The 16,256-nt window shown below is 34.7% G+C and carries 15 protein-coding genes; 6 read left to right on the forward strand and 9 right to left on the reverse strand.

Features of this window, described 5'->3' with window-relative positions; translation table 11 throughout:
- Nucleotides 1–62 precede the first annotated feature (62 nt).
- The 7 genes from DMA14_RS10790 to DMA14_RS10820 form a co-directional block, all read right to left on the reverse strand.
- Nucleotides 63–296 (reverse strand): hypothetical protein, encoded by a 234-nt coding sequence (locus tag DMA14_RS10790; protein ID WP_111424686.1) that lies wholly within the window; start codon nucleotides 294–296, stop codon nucleotides 63–65.
- 355 nt (nucleotides 297–651) lie between these two features.
- Nucleotides 652–1,296 (reverse strand): hypothetical protein, encoded by a 645-nt coding sequence (locus DMA14_RS10795; protein ID WP_111424687.1) that lies wholly within the window; start codon nucleotides 1,294–1,296, stop codon nucleotides 652–654.
- A gap of 142 nt (nucleotides 1,297–1,438) precedes the next feature.
- A complete protein-coding gene (locus DMA14_RS10800; RefSeq protein WP_111424688.1) occupies nucleotides 1,439–1,954 on the reverse strand; it encodes a hypothetical protein in 516 nt (171 codons plus the stop codon).
- A 133-nt stretch (nucleotides 1,955–2,087) separates the two neighbouring features.
- Nucleotides 2,088–3,023, reverse strand: coding sequence for a hypothetical protein (locus DMA14_RS10805; RefSeq protein ID WP_111424689.1), 936 nt, complete (start codon nucleotides 3,021–3,023; stop codon nucleotides 2,088–2,090).
- Nucleotides 3,007–4,122, reverse strand: coding sequence for a hypothetical protein (locus DMA14_RS10810; RefSeq protein WP_111424690.1), 1,116 nt, complete (start codon nucleotides 4,120–4,122; stop codon nucleotides 3,007–3,009). Before DMA14_RS10810 ends, DMA14_RS10805 begins: the two co-directional genes overlap by 17 nt.
- 3 nt (nucleotides 4,123–4,125) lie before the next feature.
- A complete protein-coding gene (locus DMA14_RS10815) occupies nucleotides 4,126–4,467 on the reverse strand; it encodes a hypothetical protein (protein ID WP_157957704.1) in 342 nt (113 codons plus the stop codon).
- A 5-nt stretch (nucleotides 4,468–4,472) separates the two neighbouring features.
- The gene (locus tag DMA14_RS10820) at nucleotides 4,473–6,281 is read right to left on the reverse strand and encodes a type VI secretion system Vgr family protein (protein ID WP_111424692.1); all 1,809 of its coding nucleotides are present in this window, start codon (nucleotides 6,279–6,281) and stop codon (nucleotides 4,473–4,475) included.
- A 561-nt stretch (nucleotides 6,282–6,842) separates the two neighbouring features.
- Between DMA14_RS10820 and DMA14_RS10825 the strand changes: the two genes are divergently transcribed.
- On the forward strand, nucleotides 6,843–7,811 hold the full coding sequence (locus DMA14_RS10825; protein ID WP_111424693.1) for a hydrogen peroxide-inducible genes activator: 969 nt from the start codon (nucleotides 6,843–6,845) through the stop codon (nucleotides 7,809–7,811).
- A gap of 229 nt (nucleotides 7,812–8,040) precedes the next feature.
- On the opposite strand, the gene DMA14_RS10830 is transcribed toward DMA14_RS10825, so the two are convergent.
- Together DMA14_RS10830 and DMA14_RS10835 are read right to left on the reverse strand one after the other, a co-directional pair.
- The gene (locus DMA14_RS10830; RefSeq protein WP_111424694.1) at nucleotides 8,041–8,802 is read right to left on the reverse strand and encodes an alpha/beta hydrolase; all 762 of its coding nucleotides are present in this window, start codon (nucleotides 8,800–8,802) and stop codon (nucleotides 8,041–8,043) included.
- A 103-nt stretch (nucleotides 8,803–8,905) separates the two neighbouring features.
- Nucleotides 8,906–9,322 carry an OsmC family protein gene (locus tag DMA14_RS10835; protein ID WP_095929114.1) on the reverse strand — a complete coding sequence of 139 codons (417 nt, stop codon included), beginning with the start codon at nucleotides 9,320–9,322 and terminating at the stop codon, nucleotides 8,906–8,908.
- Nucleotides 9,323–9,840: 518 nt separating this feature from the next.
- Here DMA14_RS10835 and DMA14_RS10840 point away from each other — a divergent pair.
- The 5 genes from DMA14_RS10840 (at nucleotide 9,841) to DMA14_RS10860 (ending at nucleotide 16,242) form a co-directional block, all read left to right on the forward strand.
- Nucleotides 9,841–12,399 carry a hypothetical protein gene (locus tag DMA14_RS10840; RefSeq protein ID WP_238989948.1) on the forward strand — a complete coding sequence of 853 codons (2,559 nt, stop codon included), beginning with the start codon at nucleotides 9,841–9,843 and terminating at the stop codon, nucleotides 12,397–12,399.
- Nucleotides 12,400–12,915: 516 nt separating this feature from the next.
- Nucleotides 12,916–13,326, forward strand: coding sequence for a cupin domain-containing protein (locus tag DMA14_RS10845; RefSeq protein ID WP_111376415.1), 411 nt, complete (start codon nucleotides 12,916–12,918; stop codon nucleotides 13,324–13,326).
- 581 nt (nucleotides 13,327–13,907) lie between these two features.
- Nucleotides 13,908–14,894: an alpha/beta fold hydrolase gene (locus DMA14_RS10850; RefSeq protein WP_111424696.1), complete on the forward strand. Its 987-nt coding sequence runs from the start codon at nucleotides 13,908–13,910 to the stop codon at nucleotides 14,892–14,894.
- Nucleotides 14,895–14,992: 98 nt separating this feature from the next.
- Nucleotides 14,993–15,403 carry an organic hydroperoxide resistance protein gene (locus DMA14_RS10855; RefSeq protein WP_111424697.1) on the forward strand — a complete coding sequence of 137 codons (411 nt, stop codon included), beginning with the start codon at nucleotides 14,993–14,995 and terminating at the stop codon, nucleotides 15,401–15,403.
- Nucleotides 15,404–15,507: 104 nt separating this feature from the next.
- Nucleotides 15,508–16,242, forward strand: a complete 735-nt coding sequence (locus tag DMA14_RS10860) for a DUF1223 domain-containing protein (protein WP_111424698.1) — start codon at nucleotides 15,508–15,510, stop codon at nucleotides 16,240–16,242.
- The last annotated feature ends 14 nt before the right edge of the window (nucleotides 16,243–16,256 follow it).

Below are 16,256 nucleotides of genomic sequence, written 5' to 3' on the forward strand. Positions count from 1 at the left end.
AACAAAACCCTCAATCTTTTAAGAACTGAGGGTTTTAATTTTTTCAAAAAAGCAAACCTTAATTACTCCAAATCCAGATAAGGATCTAAAATTTCGGCTAGTTCATTGAGCCAATAGAAGCTGTCTCCAAGTTTGGCAGCGTTAGTCTGAATATTTTCTTGATCGTTTAGAACACCCAATGCGAGGGTTAGATTTACCTGTCTTATGGCTCTGGCCATATCGAGTGGGTCAATTCTGTCGTTGAAGAAATTCATTAAACCAATTTCGGCTTCTTTTGAAAGGGTTTTGGTACTCATGATCTTAACTTTTAGGGAAATATAAAACCCGCGTAGGTTAGGTGTCCTACGCAGTTAAGAACGCGTTGCAGTTGTTTCCAATACCGCCACCATACCACACGGGCAAACTTTTTTTCTGTAATCATGTCTTAATTTTTAGGACTGCAAATATATTAAAAAAGAAGTTGGTTTAATAGTATTAAAAGTAGTATAATTCTTAAATTTTAATTTTCTCGATAGCGCAATTTGCCATCTGCAACAATGAGACACTACACAAATTATAAAGAAAGAAGATATAAAGAATCATACAGCTTTTGTTTAGTATTTAAAATAGGGGACTAAAACAATCTTTGCGGGCACGAATTGCAAATCCGCGCTAACGGGTCATAGTTAAAGTATCTGACTCATTTCTTAGAAAAAGAAAGAAAGTACGATGTGGAGGACGGTCGTAACGTGATTTAATTTGAACGGTCGTGTCTTTATATTCTTTTTTAACAAAAATTAAATTAGATTCATTATTAATTTTCATTTTTCTCTTTAGTTTAAAGAAGCCATCTTTATTAGTGAAAACACAGTTATTTATTGATTGGCCTTCAATAATTTTTACCCTTTCTACAGGTTTCTTTGTATCGTTATAAACATAGCCTTCAAAATCGTTTTTTAAAGGTTCTTTTATAAGAAATAGTATTAAACCTATTAAAGATAGGTAAATAAAAAGTGTGCCTAATATAGTTAGTAATGAAAATATAATACGTAAACTGTTTTTTTTAGTTCTATCAAAAATTATTGAAATCAGTAGTACGGCAATAGTCAGACACAATATTTGGTACAGTATAAAATCAAGACTATCAATTAAATAAATAATCTGTTTTAGGTTGTATTTTTCATTTAAATCTGGATTAATTTCTATTATAATAAAAGAAATTGAAGATAAAATCAAAAGCGAAATGTAATAAGGTTTGTTTTTTTTCTTATGAATAAAAAAAAGCAAAACAATAATCAAAAAAAGGAGTAATATCATATAGTTAAATAATTTATTTATTGTTTTATAGAAGAATTAGAAGCTTATAAAGCTTCAATATAGCCATCATAATACAGCTTTTGTTTTGTATTTAAAATAGAGAACCAAACCGATCTTTGTGGGCACGGATTGCAAATCCGCGCTATCGGGTTTTATTTACTTTAATTTCAGGAAATTGGTAATCCGTTTTGAAGTATATGGATAATCTTTCTGTTCCATAATTACTTTTACTGACTTGTAAAAACTTATCATCTAAAAACTCTATCTTCAAAGTATCTTTTTTTGATTCCATTTTATCATCTAATATTATTAGATTATCTTGATAGATTGAGTATATTCCTTTGTTGGTTAAAACTCCATAAATCTTATATTCATAAGTGTTATCTGCTTTGAAGGTATAATTGAAATTATTTATCCAACCTTCTGGTGGATTTCCGAATTTTTCTTCAAAATCATATAATTCTGATTTTGAATAAGATTTATCGGTATAACTCACAAAATACCAAGAGCCTATAATTTTACCTTTATCGATTTTATTAGAGGAGCAACTCATAAATAATACTAATGGTGTAAAGAATAATAATTTTTTTATAACAATAAAACTAATGGATTTCATAAAATCTTTTTTATAGTTAATATTTCCTTTTTTCTTGATCATGTGCATTTGCAATCCGTGCCCACAAAGATTGGGCGGTTCTCTTAAAATGTAAAAAAGCACATCGACTTATTTGTTTTTGTTTTTACGATTTGTTTTGTGTCGTACTGTTGCGGGCACGGATTAGAAATCCGAACTATCGGATATCTAATAGTTTAAAAATTTCCTGAATGTTTTTAGGTTTTGTGTAAGTATTTACAATTTTTAAATTTGTTTGATACTTAACATAGTAAAAAGTTTTAGCAGTAGAATATTGTTCATAATTACCTATAATTGAATCGAACAAACTTCTTTTGTTAATATATAAATCTTCTTTGATTTGAGATCTTTCATTTATCAGTTTATCAATACAATAATGTATGTTTTTTTTATTCTCCGAAATGAATTTTTTGTTAAAACTATTTCCACCACTTATGTTTTTTACTTTTCCATTTCTATTGTAAAAATAGTTTAGTTGATAAGTAAAATATTTCTCGTCTGTTTGTTCATTCTTGTTTTTAATTGTTGCACTAATAACTCTGTATTTTGTATTTTGCTTATAATTATTCCAATTTTTATTTAAAAGTTCTAAAGATTGAGAATAATCACCACATCCATCTTTTAGAAGATAAACTAAGTCTAAAATGGATTTATCTATTAATATCTTCTGTTTTAAGTATGTAAGATATTCCCTATTAACAGTGTAAGTATCATTATTGACTTGTATTTTGTTGTTTTTAAATGAAATTGTTATGTTTTCATTTGAAGTCGATGAGTATAGCACTGCGCATTCTTTTTTTATATCAGCTTTAATCCAAAATAGGCTTTTTTCTGGGGTTTCTTTTGAATTACTTAATTTAACAATAGTTATAGTATCATTCGTTTTTGGAAAAAGCCCTATAAAATTTCGAATCTCTTTTTCACCGTTACTTTCTTCATTTTCTGATTTATCGATGTAAACTTCTTGTAAAAAAGCGAGTTGAAGGGAAGGTTCATTTGATTTAATTTTGTTAGTGCTAATTAGTAAAAGTGAACAGCTAAGAATTACTATAATAAATAACTTTCGCATCATGTTATTATTTTGTGTTATCACTCGTTAATCTTATTTTTGTAAGTTTCCAAAAAATACTTTTTCCTGCATTTATTGTACCAGAAATTCCGTTTGTTACTTTTACTCCAGTTTCATAATAAAAATTTCCAGAGATCCAGTAATCTTTATTTTCAAAATCCGAAGCAGGAATTTTATATTTAATTTTTGAAGGTATTTCTATTTCTTCAAACGTTGGTTTCCCATCTTTTCCAAGAACTGGTTTTCCATCTTTTCCTTTAATAATTTGCTTAACTTTCTTTTTGACATGTTCGTGAGTTCCAGGGTCATTTTTTTCATTATGATTGCCCCTGTCGCCATATTTTGTAGAATTTCCATTAGCTGCTAGAAAAGAATCATAGATATCTTTCGGAATTTCAATAAATTTATACTCATCAAATTTATTTTGTCCTACTTTATTATATGGATTCATTTCTGAATTTCCCCAAGCAAGAAAATCCGTGCCGTCCCAAAGTTCAGCACCATTTGTTAAATCATCCTTTCCTTCTAGAACGTAAAAGATTGCTTTTCTAGTTAATTTTGATTTGTTGTCATCTAATGATGATTTCATTTCTTGTTTATTTCCGACAGAAGAATAGCTGGTTGATAATAATTTTTTCCACGCAGATTTTACGTTTATAGATCTATTAAAACTTGTATATGAAATACATTTTAATTCTTTAAAATCATCTTCTCCAGCCTCCATTTTTACCACATAAGCTATATAGCAAAAATCTGAATGCGTGATGTTTTTTTCATTTTCCTTTAATAATTGAATATTATTATAAGTTACAATTTCTTCACCTTTTTCATTTTTTATTTTTGATTTTCCTGTACATGTGTAAACATCTTCTACACTTCCTTCATTTTCTACTTCATTTACTTTTCCTTCAAAAGTTCCATCTTCATTGTAAAAATGACCATTTACGTATAAGAGTCTTGGAAATACAGAAATATACTTTTCTGGTTCGCCATAAGTATAATTTTCAGCAAAATAATCGATAAATCCGTTTGAGTTGTGTTCAATTCCTCCTTTGGCATAAACTCTGGAAGTTCCTCCAGTTTTTTCTATTATGTTTCCTTTTACTCTAATATATTCTGACATAATTTATTTTTCTTCGGTTATGGTATAGGTTAAAAAATCTATAGCATGAAACTGCCCATCAGCATAAAAGGTTTTGTTGGCAATTTCTTCTATTTGTTCTTTTGGCATCATGATAATGAGACTGCCATCTGATTTTCGAATTTCATCGCCCATTTTTTCTAATCTAAAAGGCTCAAAATTAATTCGGATATGACAGGCATGATTGGTCATGTGGTTTCCATAAGGATCGCTATAACTGACATTGCTGTCTTTCAAGAAAAAATGAGCGCCGTTTTTGGAGTTGTGAAAACTGTAATTGCCAATGCTTCCCATTATGGTAATACCACAGATTGTTTTTATTGCCATCTTAATTAGTTTTGTCTTGTTTGCTCACTACTGTTATTTTTGATATCCTTATCAGAATGGAACTCGTGACCTAAATCGCTCTGAGTAATTATTTTACTCTCAGAAGCTAAGTTTCGGTCTTTTTTTACCTCCGAGTTTGAATTCCCTTCTATATTAATATGACTATCTCCAGCAACATGTAATATTTTATCCAATCCGACACTAGTGTCTAAAATTCCTCCAATACTGGAAGTTTTATTTAGTATTGCTGTTTCAGAGATATTAGTTCCAGCGACATAAGTTATACTTTCACTTGCCTCAAAAACAATATTTTTAGCGCGTATAGTAATTGTTTCAGGAGAGTTCACATTAATATTTTTGCCTTCTTCATCTAGTTGAATTTCATTCCCACTTGGGTCAGAGAGTATGATGCACACTTTTTCAATAAACTTGAAAAGCTGTCCAAAAGGGAGTTTCCAGCCTTTAATTCGGTTTTTGGTATCAAAGAAATCGGGCATTTCTTTTCCGTTGTAATAGGTGCCAGAAATATACGGGCGTTCTACATTGTTGGCTTCAAAACTTATCTGAACCTCTTCGCCAATTTCGGGTCTAAAATATAGCCCTTTTCCAGAGCCAGAGTAAGGCTGAACCACACGCATCCAATCGCTTTTGCTTGTCCAGCCCTTCCAGAAGTATTCCACTTTTATGCGTCCCATTTTTTCGGGGTCATTATTATCAATTACTATTGCGGGCTGGCTTTCGGCAGAAGCAAATGCATTTACGTCTGTGTAGTGCGGCGCTGCAACATCGGCAGGAATTGCTTTAAATTTGCAGGTGTAATTTCCGTTTACTTCAGAGCAGTGTATAATTTCAATTGCCAGTAAATGATGTTCTACGTTTTTATTTTCAATAGAAAAAGTCTGTCCCAAACCTATTGGCAGATAGGAGGTACCACTGTAGAATATGCTGTTGGCATCGCGTCCTGCGGTCTGCATTTTTACCATTTCATCGATCTCATCCTTATTCTGAGCGTTGCTGGTATATGCGCCATTTTCGAGTCCGGGTCTTACAATGTAAGGCTGTTTAAAAACGGCCAGCGTGGCAAATCGGTCTTGACTTCCTACGGAGGTTTTTTCTGCACCATTTTTTATGTTAGAAGCATTTTTGTAGTCATAACTGCTGAACGAAGTTTTATGAGAAATTAAATTGGCTTCGATGCTAAAGTTATGCAGCGAAGATTCGTTTATAAGTTTTATGTCGGTGTTTTTAATCTGGCCAAACTGCATACGCATTCCGTCAAAATAAAACCATTGGGCATAACGTGCAGAAAGGCGTTTAAGGAAATCAAAGCTTGTTTCATTATACTGAGTCTTAAAGCTGAATTCTTTTGTATAAGTAGGCACAATGGCTTCTCTCTGATAAAATTCTCCCGAGTTTTCTTCTGCTAAAATTTCGAGTCCAATCTGTTGGAGGTTTTTCTCGCGAAAGATTCTGGATTTTGGCATATCATCAAGAGCAATGGTATGACTTGTTCCCGTTACGTGCAGTCCAGCTGGGCTTCCGTGCAGATCGATAGAACCTAATTTTGTAATTCTTCCTTTAGACATTAAGCATATGCCTTTTACTTTAAAGGTAAATATGACTTCGCTGCCAATATAATTGCTAAAGGCTTTTTCCTGATCCTGCGGGGCAATAATAGGTTTTCCTGTGTATTGCCAAAAGAAAGAAAAATGATGGTGGTCTGCCATTTTTTGAGACAGCTCGAGATTGTAATAGATAACATTTTGGGTAAAGCCTTCTATAGTAATATGTACCTGTTCTGTGAATTTTGACATTTTTTTAGAAATTTAAATAAGGTAATGATTGGTTAAATTGAAATCTATTTTTTAAAGAACTGGGCATTGCCGAAAACCGATTCTTTGGCAGTCAGTTCTATTGATATGAGCATTGGAATTTGCTCATGTTGGTACGTTTTTCTTCGTTGATTTGTAGTTTGCTAGAAAGCTCATTTTGTTTGTTTTAAGGTTAATTTGATGCAATAGTTTTGCGATCCTTTATTTTGATATAGAGGAGAATAGTGGGATTTCTAAAATGTAGTTGGATTTACTGCTAGTATATGCGCAGTATTTTTAGTGCGGTATTATTGTAAATATAGATAGCGAGAAATAATAATAACACTCCCTAAAAGACAAAAAAGTAATAGAATAGGGTATTTAAGGAGTCTTTATCACTAAATAATAAAAGCGATCCGTTTAAGATCGCTTTTGTTATTTCGAATTAAGTTTGTTTAAAAAAAAGCATTTAAGAATGACAAGCACAAAATTTTCTTAAAAAACTAACAATAAAAAAGAGCAACTGAGTACCTTAGCATCTCAGTACCTTAGAAACTAGAAAACATGACCATTCAGCAGTTAAAATATATAGTGGCATTAGACGAAGAACGGCATTTTGCAAGAGCTGCCGAGGTTTGTATGGTAACGCAGCCCGGACTTACCATTCAGCTAAAAAATCTAGAAGAAGAAATCGGAATTAAGATTTTTGATCGAAATAAAGTGCCATTGACACCAACCGTTTTAGGAATTGAAATTATTAATAAAGCCAAAAAGATACTTCGTGAAGTGGATGAAATTCGTGATTTTGTGATCAACGAAAAAAATCTATTGGAAGGGGAGTTGAAACTGGGCATTATTTCCACTTTATCGCCTTATTTGATTCCGCTGTTTATTCAGGCCATGAAAGAAGCGGCGCCAAAAGTACATTTTATTATCAAAGAAGGATATACGGGACATTTAATGCGCGATTTGGAAACAGGTGCAATTGACGTTGCGATTATGGCTACGCCAACAGGAAATCCGAATTTAATTGAACATGTTGTTTTTAAAGAACCATTTGTTGCTTATTTAAATCAGACGCATCCTATGGCGAATGATGAATTTTACGAAATGCAGCCCGGCGACAAAACCGAATTGTTATTATTGCATCACGAATATTGCTACAACGCACAATTATTAGACATCTGCGGACTAAAAACATCGGATAAAATAAAGGAACAATTTACGTATGATATTAATTCGATAGAAACCTTAAAAAATCTAGTTCGAGCCCATCTAGGATTTGCGATTATTCCTAAACTTTCGACCTTAAACGAATCAGGCGGACTTTTTAAACCTTTTAAAGAACCAGTTCCCGTAAGAGAAATAAGTCTGGTAGTTTCCGATTCCTTCTCCAAGAAATTATTACTAGAAAAAATGAATGAAGCAATCTGGAATTGTCTTCCCGAATCGCTCAAAAAAGATTTCAATTATAAAAAAATCCGCTGGAACGATTCGCCTTATTTTATTAAGGAGGTGAGTAAGTATCGTTAGAAATTCCAAAATAAAAATTCCAAAATAAAAATTCCAAATTCCAATAACTGCTTAGAGTATGGAATTTGGAATTTTTATTTTGGATTTTGTCATTTCGAGGAACGAGAAATCTCCACAAGTAGCTCCGTGTAGAATGTCGCCAATCTTTGTAGAGTTTCTTGCGAAGATTTCTCCTCCGTCGAAATGACAAGATTATGTGAATTTATAATTTACAATTAACCATTCACAATTATTTTGATGCTTCAATAATCACATTTGCCACTTTCTCTGGCTGAGAAATAAACACCACGTGGCTACCTTTAATTTCAGTGATTTTTGTGTTAGAGCGTTTGTACATTGCATACTGAATACTTGGAACAATACTTTTATCTTCGGTCGCTACGATTCCGTAAGAAGGTTTAGTTCTCCAAGCGGCTTTAGTTATTGGTGTTAAAAAACCTTGCGCGTGAAAAGCACCTTGTGAAGCATACATAAAATCGGCTTGTTCTTTGCTCAAATCTCCGGCAAAACCAGCGTGAAATTTAGCTTTGTCATAATACGCAATTCCTTTTTCATCTGGAGGCAATACACCATTTTCTGGAGCTGGAGGAGCAGTTTGCAACCACTGAACAGAATTTTCGCCATTATCAGGCTGTAAAGCCGCTACGTAAACCAAAGCCGCTACTTTTGGGTGATTTCCAGCTTCTGTAATTACGGTTCCTCCCCAAGAATGTCCAACCAAAATAGTGGGTCCGTCTTGTTTGTCTAAAGCTAAGTTTGTGGCTTGAACGTCATCTTCTAAAGAGCTCAACGGATTTTGAACGATGGTTACATTATAGCCTTTTTTAGTTAAAACTTTGTATAAACCGTGCCATCCAGAGCCATCTGCAAATGCGCCGTGAACCAATACGACATTTTTAATTTTAGGATTAGTTTGTGCGTTTACGTTTGTGAATGCCAAACTAAAAATTAGTATTGCGAATGCTAAAAAGCTTTTAAATATTGTTTTCATTTTATTTAGATTTTAAATTTGAATAGAAATTTCAATTTTAAAAATTCCAAATTCCAATTTTCCATTCAGACTTGGAATTTGGGATTTTTGTATTGGGATTTATTTAAAGTAAAGTGATTGATAAAGTAATCTCAGTATTCAGCAATTTAGAAATTGGACAAATTTCTTTTGCTTTTTGAGCGGTTTGCTGAAACTCTTCTGCAGAAATTCCAGGTACTTTTCCAGTCAATTCTAACTGAATTAAGGTAATAGTTCCGTCTTCAAAAGTTACTTTGGCAGTTGTGTCTAAATCTTCTGGAACGAACCCAGCTTCAGATAATAAAAAGCTTAACTGCATAGTAAAACACCCAGAATGTGCCGCTGCGATTAATTCTTCAGGATTGGTTCCGACACCTTGCTCAAAACGAGTTTTAAATGATAATTGTGCATTGTCTAAAGTTGTGCTTTGTGTACTAATGGTTCCTTTTCCTTCCATTCCTGTACCTTTCCAGTTTGCGTTTGCTCTTCTTGTAAATTTCATGATTTCTATTTTTTAAGTTATTTTTTAAGATGTTCAAATCATTTCTTTGATTTTGATGAAGCAAAAGTATAGGGAAGGTGTTTATTAATCAAATTAATAATTTTTATTAATTATAAAAATAATTTATAAGTATTGATTAGATTGGGGTTAGAGCACAAAAGATTTTAAATAATAATTTTTCCAAAAACTTCTTTTCGAAAATGAGTGCCCTAGCCCCGATAGAAGTGAAAATCCTTGTGTGCTGGGGTTCAGCACAAAAGATTGTAACGGATAGCGGGAAATGGCTCCTAATCAGTATCACTGCTTCATTTTAGCTCAATTTATTGGTACAGATTAAAATTTTGGTTCTAGAAAAGAAGGATCATTTAAGCACTTATTTGGTTTCAAATTATAATGTGAAACAAAGTAAGTGGCTGATTTGTAGTTTTATTTATTCGGTGAATTTAATTTTATAGGAATCAATTTTATACGACGACCGAGAAAATAAATTTTCAATGAATAATCTAACTTTTAAATTTATGAGAAATGCTTTTCTAATATTTGGAGTTTGTTTGAGTACAATTTTGTTCTCCTGCAAAAAAGATAAAAATACGGAGCAGTCAAGTTCTGAAACTGGAAAGTCTGAAACTGCCGACACGACATTAATTGCAGATCGGGGTTGGCCTCGCGAAGCCGAAAATAACGGTACAAAACTGGTTTATTATCAGCCTCAGGTAGACGATTGGAAAGATTTTAAAGAAATTACTGCTCGAGTGGCTTTTTCGCTGACTCCAAAAGACGGAAAACAGGTTTTGGGTGTGGCTTCTTTGAAAGCAGAAACTTTGGTAGACAAAGACAATAGAAGCGCTTTTATAAAAAATCTTCAGGTAACCGACATACGTTTTCCTGCTTTGGACGAAAAGAAAGTTCCTGAAATGGAAAAGCTGTTTAAAGAAACGTTGCCACAGAGCGGAGATCCTATTTCGGTAGATCGTATTTTGGCAGATTTAAGTCATACCAAAAGTCCGCCAAAGGGAATTGCTGCTAAAAACGATCCTCCAGCCATTTTTTACAGCACGAATCCGTCGATTTTGCTTATCGTGCAAGGCGAACCGGTTTTGGTGCCTGTAGAAAAAACGGATATTCAATATGTAGTAAATACCAATTGGGATTTGTTTTTTGATAAAACGACAAAAGATTATTATTTATTGGTGGAGAATATCTGGCTGACTTCGAAAAATGTCGCGGGTAAATGGACTAAAACAACCAAATTGCCTTCGGGTTTAAGCAATCTGCCTTCGGGTCAGAATTTTGATGATGTTAAGAAAATGATTCCGCCACCTTCATCTGGTGGAGCTCCAGAGGTTTTCTACAGCAACAAACCTGCAGAGTTGATTGCGATAAACGGAAGTCCGAAATTTGAAAAAATTCCAGGAACCAAATTATTATATATTGACAATACCGAGAATGATGTTTTTGCCGACGAAAACAAGGGTCAGTATTATGTATTATTGTCTGGAAGATGGTTTAAGTCTAAAGAATTAACAGGTCCGTGGAGTTATGCTAGTAATAGTCTTCCGGCTGATTTTGCTAAGATTCCGAAAGATTCTCCGCGTGCTAATGTATTGTCGTCGGTACCGGGAACTCAGGAAGCGAATGATGCTGTAATGTTATCGCAAGTTCCTACAACTGCTATATTAAAGAAATCGGATGCTGAAGCGAAAGTAAAAGTATCGTATGATGGCGGAACTCCTCAGTTTAAACCTATTGATGGAACCAAAATGCAATATGCAAGCAATACTCAGGAAAAAATCGTGAAAGTAGGTGATTTGTACTATTTATGTTTTCAGGCGGTTTGGTTTATGTCGGCAAGCCCGAATGGACCTTGGAAAACATGCGATTCTGTTCCGAAAGAAATTTATACGATTCCGCCAAGTTCGCCAGTATATAATGTTACGTATGTAACGCAAACGACAACCGATACAACAGTTGAAAGTAGTGCAACAGCGGGTTATTTGGGGGCTTTTATTATTGGTGCAACATTCGGCGCTATATTAACGTACGGTACAGGATGGTATTATCCGCCTTATATGTATTACGGCGGACTGTATCCAATTTATCGTCCGTGGCCTTATGCTTATGGAGGAGGAGCGGTTTACAATCCGTGGACGGGTGGTTATGCGGCAGGAAGACGTGTTTATGGACCTTATGGCGCTGCTGGAACTGCGGCTTGGTATAATCCTGCAACGGGAAGATACGGACGTTCTGCAAGTGTGCAAGGTTGGTATGGCGGACGTACGGCTGCGAGTACCTATAATCCGTGGACAGGAAATTATGCGAGAACGAATCAAGGACATAATGCGTATGCGCAATGGGGACATTCGGCTGCGACAAACGGAAATCAGTGGGCGCAGACGGGACATATCACTACACGACGAGGAACGGCAATTGGTTATGAAACTTCGGGAGGAAATAAAGGTGTAATTACACACAGAAGAGGTGGAGGAACTACAATTCATACCAATAATAATTTATATGCTGGTCACGACGGACATGTCTACAAAAGAGACGCCAACGGAAACTGGAGCCATTATAATAACGGAAATGGTGGCTGGACACAAGCAGGAACTTTGGGTTCGTCTAAAAAAACGGGTGAAGGGATTAAAAATAGAGCAAACCAGGGACTTGGAGCGAATGGAGCTGGAGAAAGAATTCAACGCGATAATCAAGGGCTTGGTGCAAATGGAGCGGGAGAAAGGATTCAGCGCGATAACAATCAGGGACTTGGAGCAAATGGAGCGGGAGAACGAATGCAGCGTGACAACCAAAATCTAGGTGGTGAAACCCGAATGGGTGATGGAATGCGAGATAATTTCCCTAAAGCAGATCAAACTCTTGGTCAGCCTAATAAACCGCTTGGAGAAGCTGGTCGTCCAGACATTACAAACGATTTAGATCGTTCGGCTATGTCAAGAGATCGAGGTGAAATGCAAACCCGAAATTTCCAAAATATCCAAAGAAGCGGAGGCGGATTTAATGGAGGCGGCTTCGGCGGTGGCGGTTTCAGAGGCGGCGGAGGCTTTAGAGGAAGAAGATAAAAAGTCAAAAGTCGAAAGTCAAAAGTCAAAAGTCGAAAGTTTAAATAAAAGTTAGTTATAATTCAGAAAAATCAGGATGGCGGTAAAATGCTAATCCTGATTTTTTTATTTAACCGCAAAGCACGCTAAGATTTACGCAAAGTTCGCAAAGTTTTTTTTTAGCTGGTTTTAAGTGACGGTGAGTTCGCAAAGCTTTATGTAATAAGTTTTGCGAATTTTTATTCTAGCCACAGATTTCACAGATTAACACAGATTAAAAAATCCTTTTAATCCTTTTAATCTGTGGCAAAAATTAAAGACAAAACTTTGCAACTTCGTGACTTTGCGAGATTAAAAACTTAGCGAACTTTGCGGTTAAACTCTCAAACATTTCATATCTCACAAATCACAACTCACGTGCTGTCCATTTCACCCTGAAGTTTGTCCGTTTCACCTATTTCCTGATTTCGTATGAAGGGGTATCGAAATACTTTTGACAAAGAAATTAACGAAAACAAATAATTTAAATCAGAAGTTATGGAAACGAAAAAACAAAAAACATGGGTTATAATCGCAATTATTGTTTTAGGAATTATTGCCTTTTTAGTTCCGAATCAAATTACAGCGCAAGGAGTAAAACGTATCGATCTGCAAAAACATGATCTAAGTACTCCAGGGAAAGAAATGGTTCAGGCACGAATCGATTTTGATGGACATTCTGCTTTCGGGAAACATTCTCATCCAGGCGAAGAAGTGATTTATGTGGTTGAAGGCTCGCTGGAATATCAGATCGAAGACGAAAAACCAGTGACTTTAAAAGCAGGCGAAGTACTTTTTATTCCGGCAGGCGTAGTACATTCTGCTAAAAATAATACAAATGCTAAAGCATCAGAACTGGCGACTTATATTGTGGAAAAAGGGAAACCTATTTTGACTATGAAAAAATAGCTTCAAGTTGAAATGCGGGTAGTTTTTTAACGCAAAGAGCGCAAAGGATTCGCAAAGGATACGAAGTTTTGTTTAAGGAGAATGTCAATAGACATTAAGTTTGCAAAGCTTTGTGTTGAAAGTTTTGCCACAGATTAAATTGATTTTTACAGATTTTAATCATTTGAAAAAATAGTTTCGAGTTGAAATGAGTATGGTTCTTAACGCAAAGTAAGCAAAGGATTTTCGCAAAGGGCGCGAAGTTCTGTTTAAGGAGAATGTCAATAGACATTAAGTTCACAAAGCTTTGTGTTAATCCTAGACTTTTTTAATCTCGCAATCCCGATATCTATCGGGAGCGAAGTAGCAAAGTTTTATTCTCACAAAGCTTTGTGAACTTAAAAGAAACTTAGTTTCAGCTCAAAAAAACTTTGTGCTCTTTGCGTAAAACCTTTGCGAACTCTGCGATACAAAAACAAAGCCTGTCCATTTCAACCCAAACTTTGTCCACTTCACCTTTTTTTACCTTTTAAAACAAACATTGTCAAGATACCTTTGACGAAGAAATTAACTGATAATCAACTAATCAAATAATAAAAATTATGAAAACACTATTCAATACTTTAATCGCTATTCTTTTTATGAATGCATCTTTCACTCAAGCACAAACTTCAAAACAAAAAACAATTGAAGTAAATAGTTCACTTGGAACATTAAAACAAATCAACGCTGGATTATTAAATGTAGGCTATACCGAAGCAGGTCCGTCAAACGGAACTCCAGTAGTATTACTTCACGGCTGGCCTTACGATATTCACAGTTACAACGAAGTCGTTCCGATTTTAGTAGCAAAAGGATACCACGTTTTTACTCCCTATTTGCGTGGATTCGGAACAACGACTTTCCTTTCAAAAGAAACTTTTAGAAACGGTCAGCAAGCGGCTTTAGCAAGTGATATTATCGCTTTTATGGATGCCCTTAAAATTGACAAAGCCGTAATTGGCGGTTTCGATTGGGGAGCTAGAACAGCAGTTGTAGTTTCAGCACTTTGGCCAGAACGTGTAAAAGGTTTGGTTTCGGTAAGTGGTTATTTGGTGGTAAATCTAGAAGCAAACTTAAAACCGCTTCCTCCAACTGCTGAGTTAGGATGGTGGTACCAATATTATTTCGCAACCGAAAGAGGAAGACAAGGTTACACTCAAAATACCTATGATTTCAATAAATTAATCTGGAAAATCGCTTCTCCTTTATGGAATTTCGACAAAGCAACTTACGATCAAACAGCGCAATCTTTTGATAATCCAGATCATGTCGCAATCGTGATTCACAATTACAGATGGAGACAATCTCTAGAAGCAGGTGAAGCTAAATACGATAATCTAGAAAAACGCCTTGCTGCAAAACCAGAAATTAAAGTTCCGACGATTACAATTGGTAGTGATTTTGATGGCGCTTTCGCGGATGGAAAAGCGTACGCAAACAAATTCACAGGAAAATACGAACATAGAGTTTTAAAAGGAATTGGACACAATGTTCCGCAAGAAGATCCAAAGGCATTTGCACAAGCGATAATTGATGTCTCTAAGTAAATTCCAATTTTTTGAAATTCCAAATTCCAAATTCAATATCAAACAATAATAACAAAAAACATTTCACTTTTTACAAATAACATTTTACACAAAAAAACATGGGAACAAAAGTTTTATACACAGGAAAAACATACACAACAGGCGGTAGAGAAGGAGCTTCTCAAAGTTCAGACGAACAATTGAATATCAAATTAAGCGCACCGGGATCTTCGCGTCCGGGAACAAATCCGGAGCAGCTGTTTGCTGCAGGATGGTCGGCTTGTTTTATTGGAGCTTTAGGAATTGCCGCTTCTAAACTTGGCGTTAGACTTCCAGCCGAAACTGCTGTAGACGCCGAAGTAGATTTATGCGTAACAGAAGGAGAATATTCTCTTCAGGCAAGATTAAATATAAGTCTTCCAGGAATTGACACTTCAACAGCAGAAGCTTTGGCGGCGCAAGCGCATCAGACTTGTCCATATTCTAAAGCAACGAGAGGGAATATAAACGTTGAGATTAATATTCTGTAAAAGAGTTTTAAGTTATGAATTATGAGTTATGAGTTGACTTGAAAACTCTACTCTTAACAAACCTGACAGGTTTTTAAAACCTGTCAGGTTTAATAAATGCAATTATGAAAAAGATAAAAATTTTAAGTGGCTTTGTAATGCTGTTTTTTTTAATTGGAAACAGCGTTTTTAGTCAAAACAATTCAAAAGGTTTTGCACTTTTAGAATTATATACTTCAGAAGGCTGTTCGAGCTGTCCGCCTGCAGATGAATTGTTGGGAAGAATTCAGAATGAATACCGAGATAAAAATGTTTTTGTATTGGCATATCATGTAGATTACTGGGACAAGCAAGGTTGGAAAGATATTTTTAGCAATGCCGATTTCACCAAAAGGCAATACGATTACGCCCAATTTCTAGGAAAAGAACCAATCTACACGCCTCAAGTGATCATTAATGGAAAAACAGATTATATAGGTTCTCAGGAAACGAGTCTGCGAAACGGAATTAAATCGGCGCTTTCTAAACCAGCTTCAGCAAGTTTAAATTTAGAAGCAAATCAAAATGAGAATTCACTTTCTGTAAATTATAATGTTGAAGGCACTTCAAGAAACAATCGTCTATTGCTTGCAGTTGTTCAGAAAGAAGCTAAAAGCAATGTGAAAAGAGGAGAGAATGCTCATAAGGTTTTATCGCATTATCAAATTGTGCGTAATCTGCAATCTGTAGATTTAAACAAAACCAAAAAAGGAACGGCATCTATTCATCTTCCTAAAAATTATAATACACAAGATTTCGAAATTATTGGATTTATTCAAGATATGAATTCAGGTGCTATTTTGGGAGTTAAACGGGTTTGATTTTTTGTTTCACG

This window comes from Flavobacterium sharifuzzamanii, from assembly GCF_003254585.1.
GTDB lineage: Bacteria > Bacteroidota > Bacteroidia > Flavobacteriales > Flavobacteriaceae > Flavobacterium > Flavobacterium sharifuzzamanii.

Bases quoted from the DNA above. Each gene is read 5' to 3' on its own strand.
- DMA14_RS10790 (WP_111424686.1), bottom strand. From the start codon at position 296: ATGAGTACCAAAACCCTTTCAAAAGAAGCCGAAATTGGTTTAATGAAT.
- DMA14_RS10795 (WP_111424687.1), bottom strand. From the start codon at position 1,296: ATGATATTACTCCTTTTTTTGATTATTGTTTTGCTTTTTTTTATTCAT.
- DMA14_RS10800 (WP_111424688.1), bottom strand. From the start codon at position 1,954: ATGATCAAGAAAAAAGGAAATATTAACTATAAAAAAGATTTTATGAAA.
- DMA14_RS10810 (WP_111424690.1), bottom strand. From the start codon at position 4,122: ATGTCAGAATATATTAGAGTAAAAGGAAACATAATAGAAAAAACTGGA.
- DMA14_RS10815 (WP_157957704.1), bottom strand. From the start codon at position 4,467: ATGGCAATAAAAACAATCTGTGGTATTACCATAATGGGAAGCATTGGC.
- DMA14_RS10820 (WP_111424692.1), bottom strand. From the start codon at position 6,281: ATGTCAAAATTCACAGAACAGGTACATATTACTATAGAAGGCTTTACC.
- DMA14_RS10825 (WP_111424693.1), top strand. From the start codon at position 6,843: ATGACCATTCAGCAGTTAAAATATATAGTGGCATTAGACGAAGAACGG.
- DMA14_RS10830 (WP_111424694.1), bottom strand. From the start codon at position 8,802: ATGAAAACAATATTTAAAAGCTTTTTAGCATTCGCAATACTAATTTTT.
- DMA14_RS10835 (WP_095929114.1), bottom strand. From the start codon at position 9,322: ATGAAATTTACAAGAAGAGCAAACGCAAACTGGAAAGGTACAGGAATG.
- DMA14_RS10840 (WP_238989948.1), top strand. From the start codon at position 9,841: ATGAGAAATGCTTTTCTAATATTTGGAGTTTGTTTGAGTACAATTTTG.
- DMA14_RS10845 (WP_111376415.1), top strand. From the start codon at position 12,916: ATGGAAACGAAAAAACAAAAAACATGGGTTATAATCGCAATTATTGTT.
- DMA14_RS10850 (WP_111424696.1), top strand. From the start codon at position 13,908: ATGAAAACACTATTCAATACTTTAATCGCTATTCTTTTTATGAATGCA.
- DMA14_RS10855 (WP_111424697.1), top strand. From the start codon at position 14,993: ATGGGAACAAAAGTTTTATACACAGGAAAAACATACACAACAGGCGGT.
- DMA14_RS10860 (WP_111424698.1), top strand. From the start codon at position 15,508: ATGAAAAAGATAAAAATTTTAAGTGGCTTTGTAATGCTGTTTTTTTTA.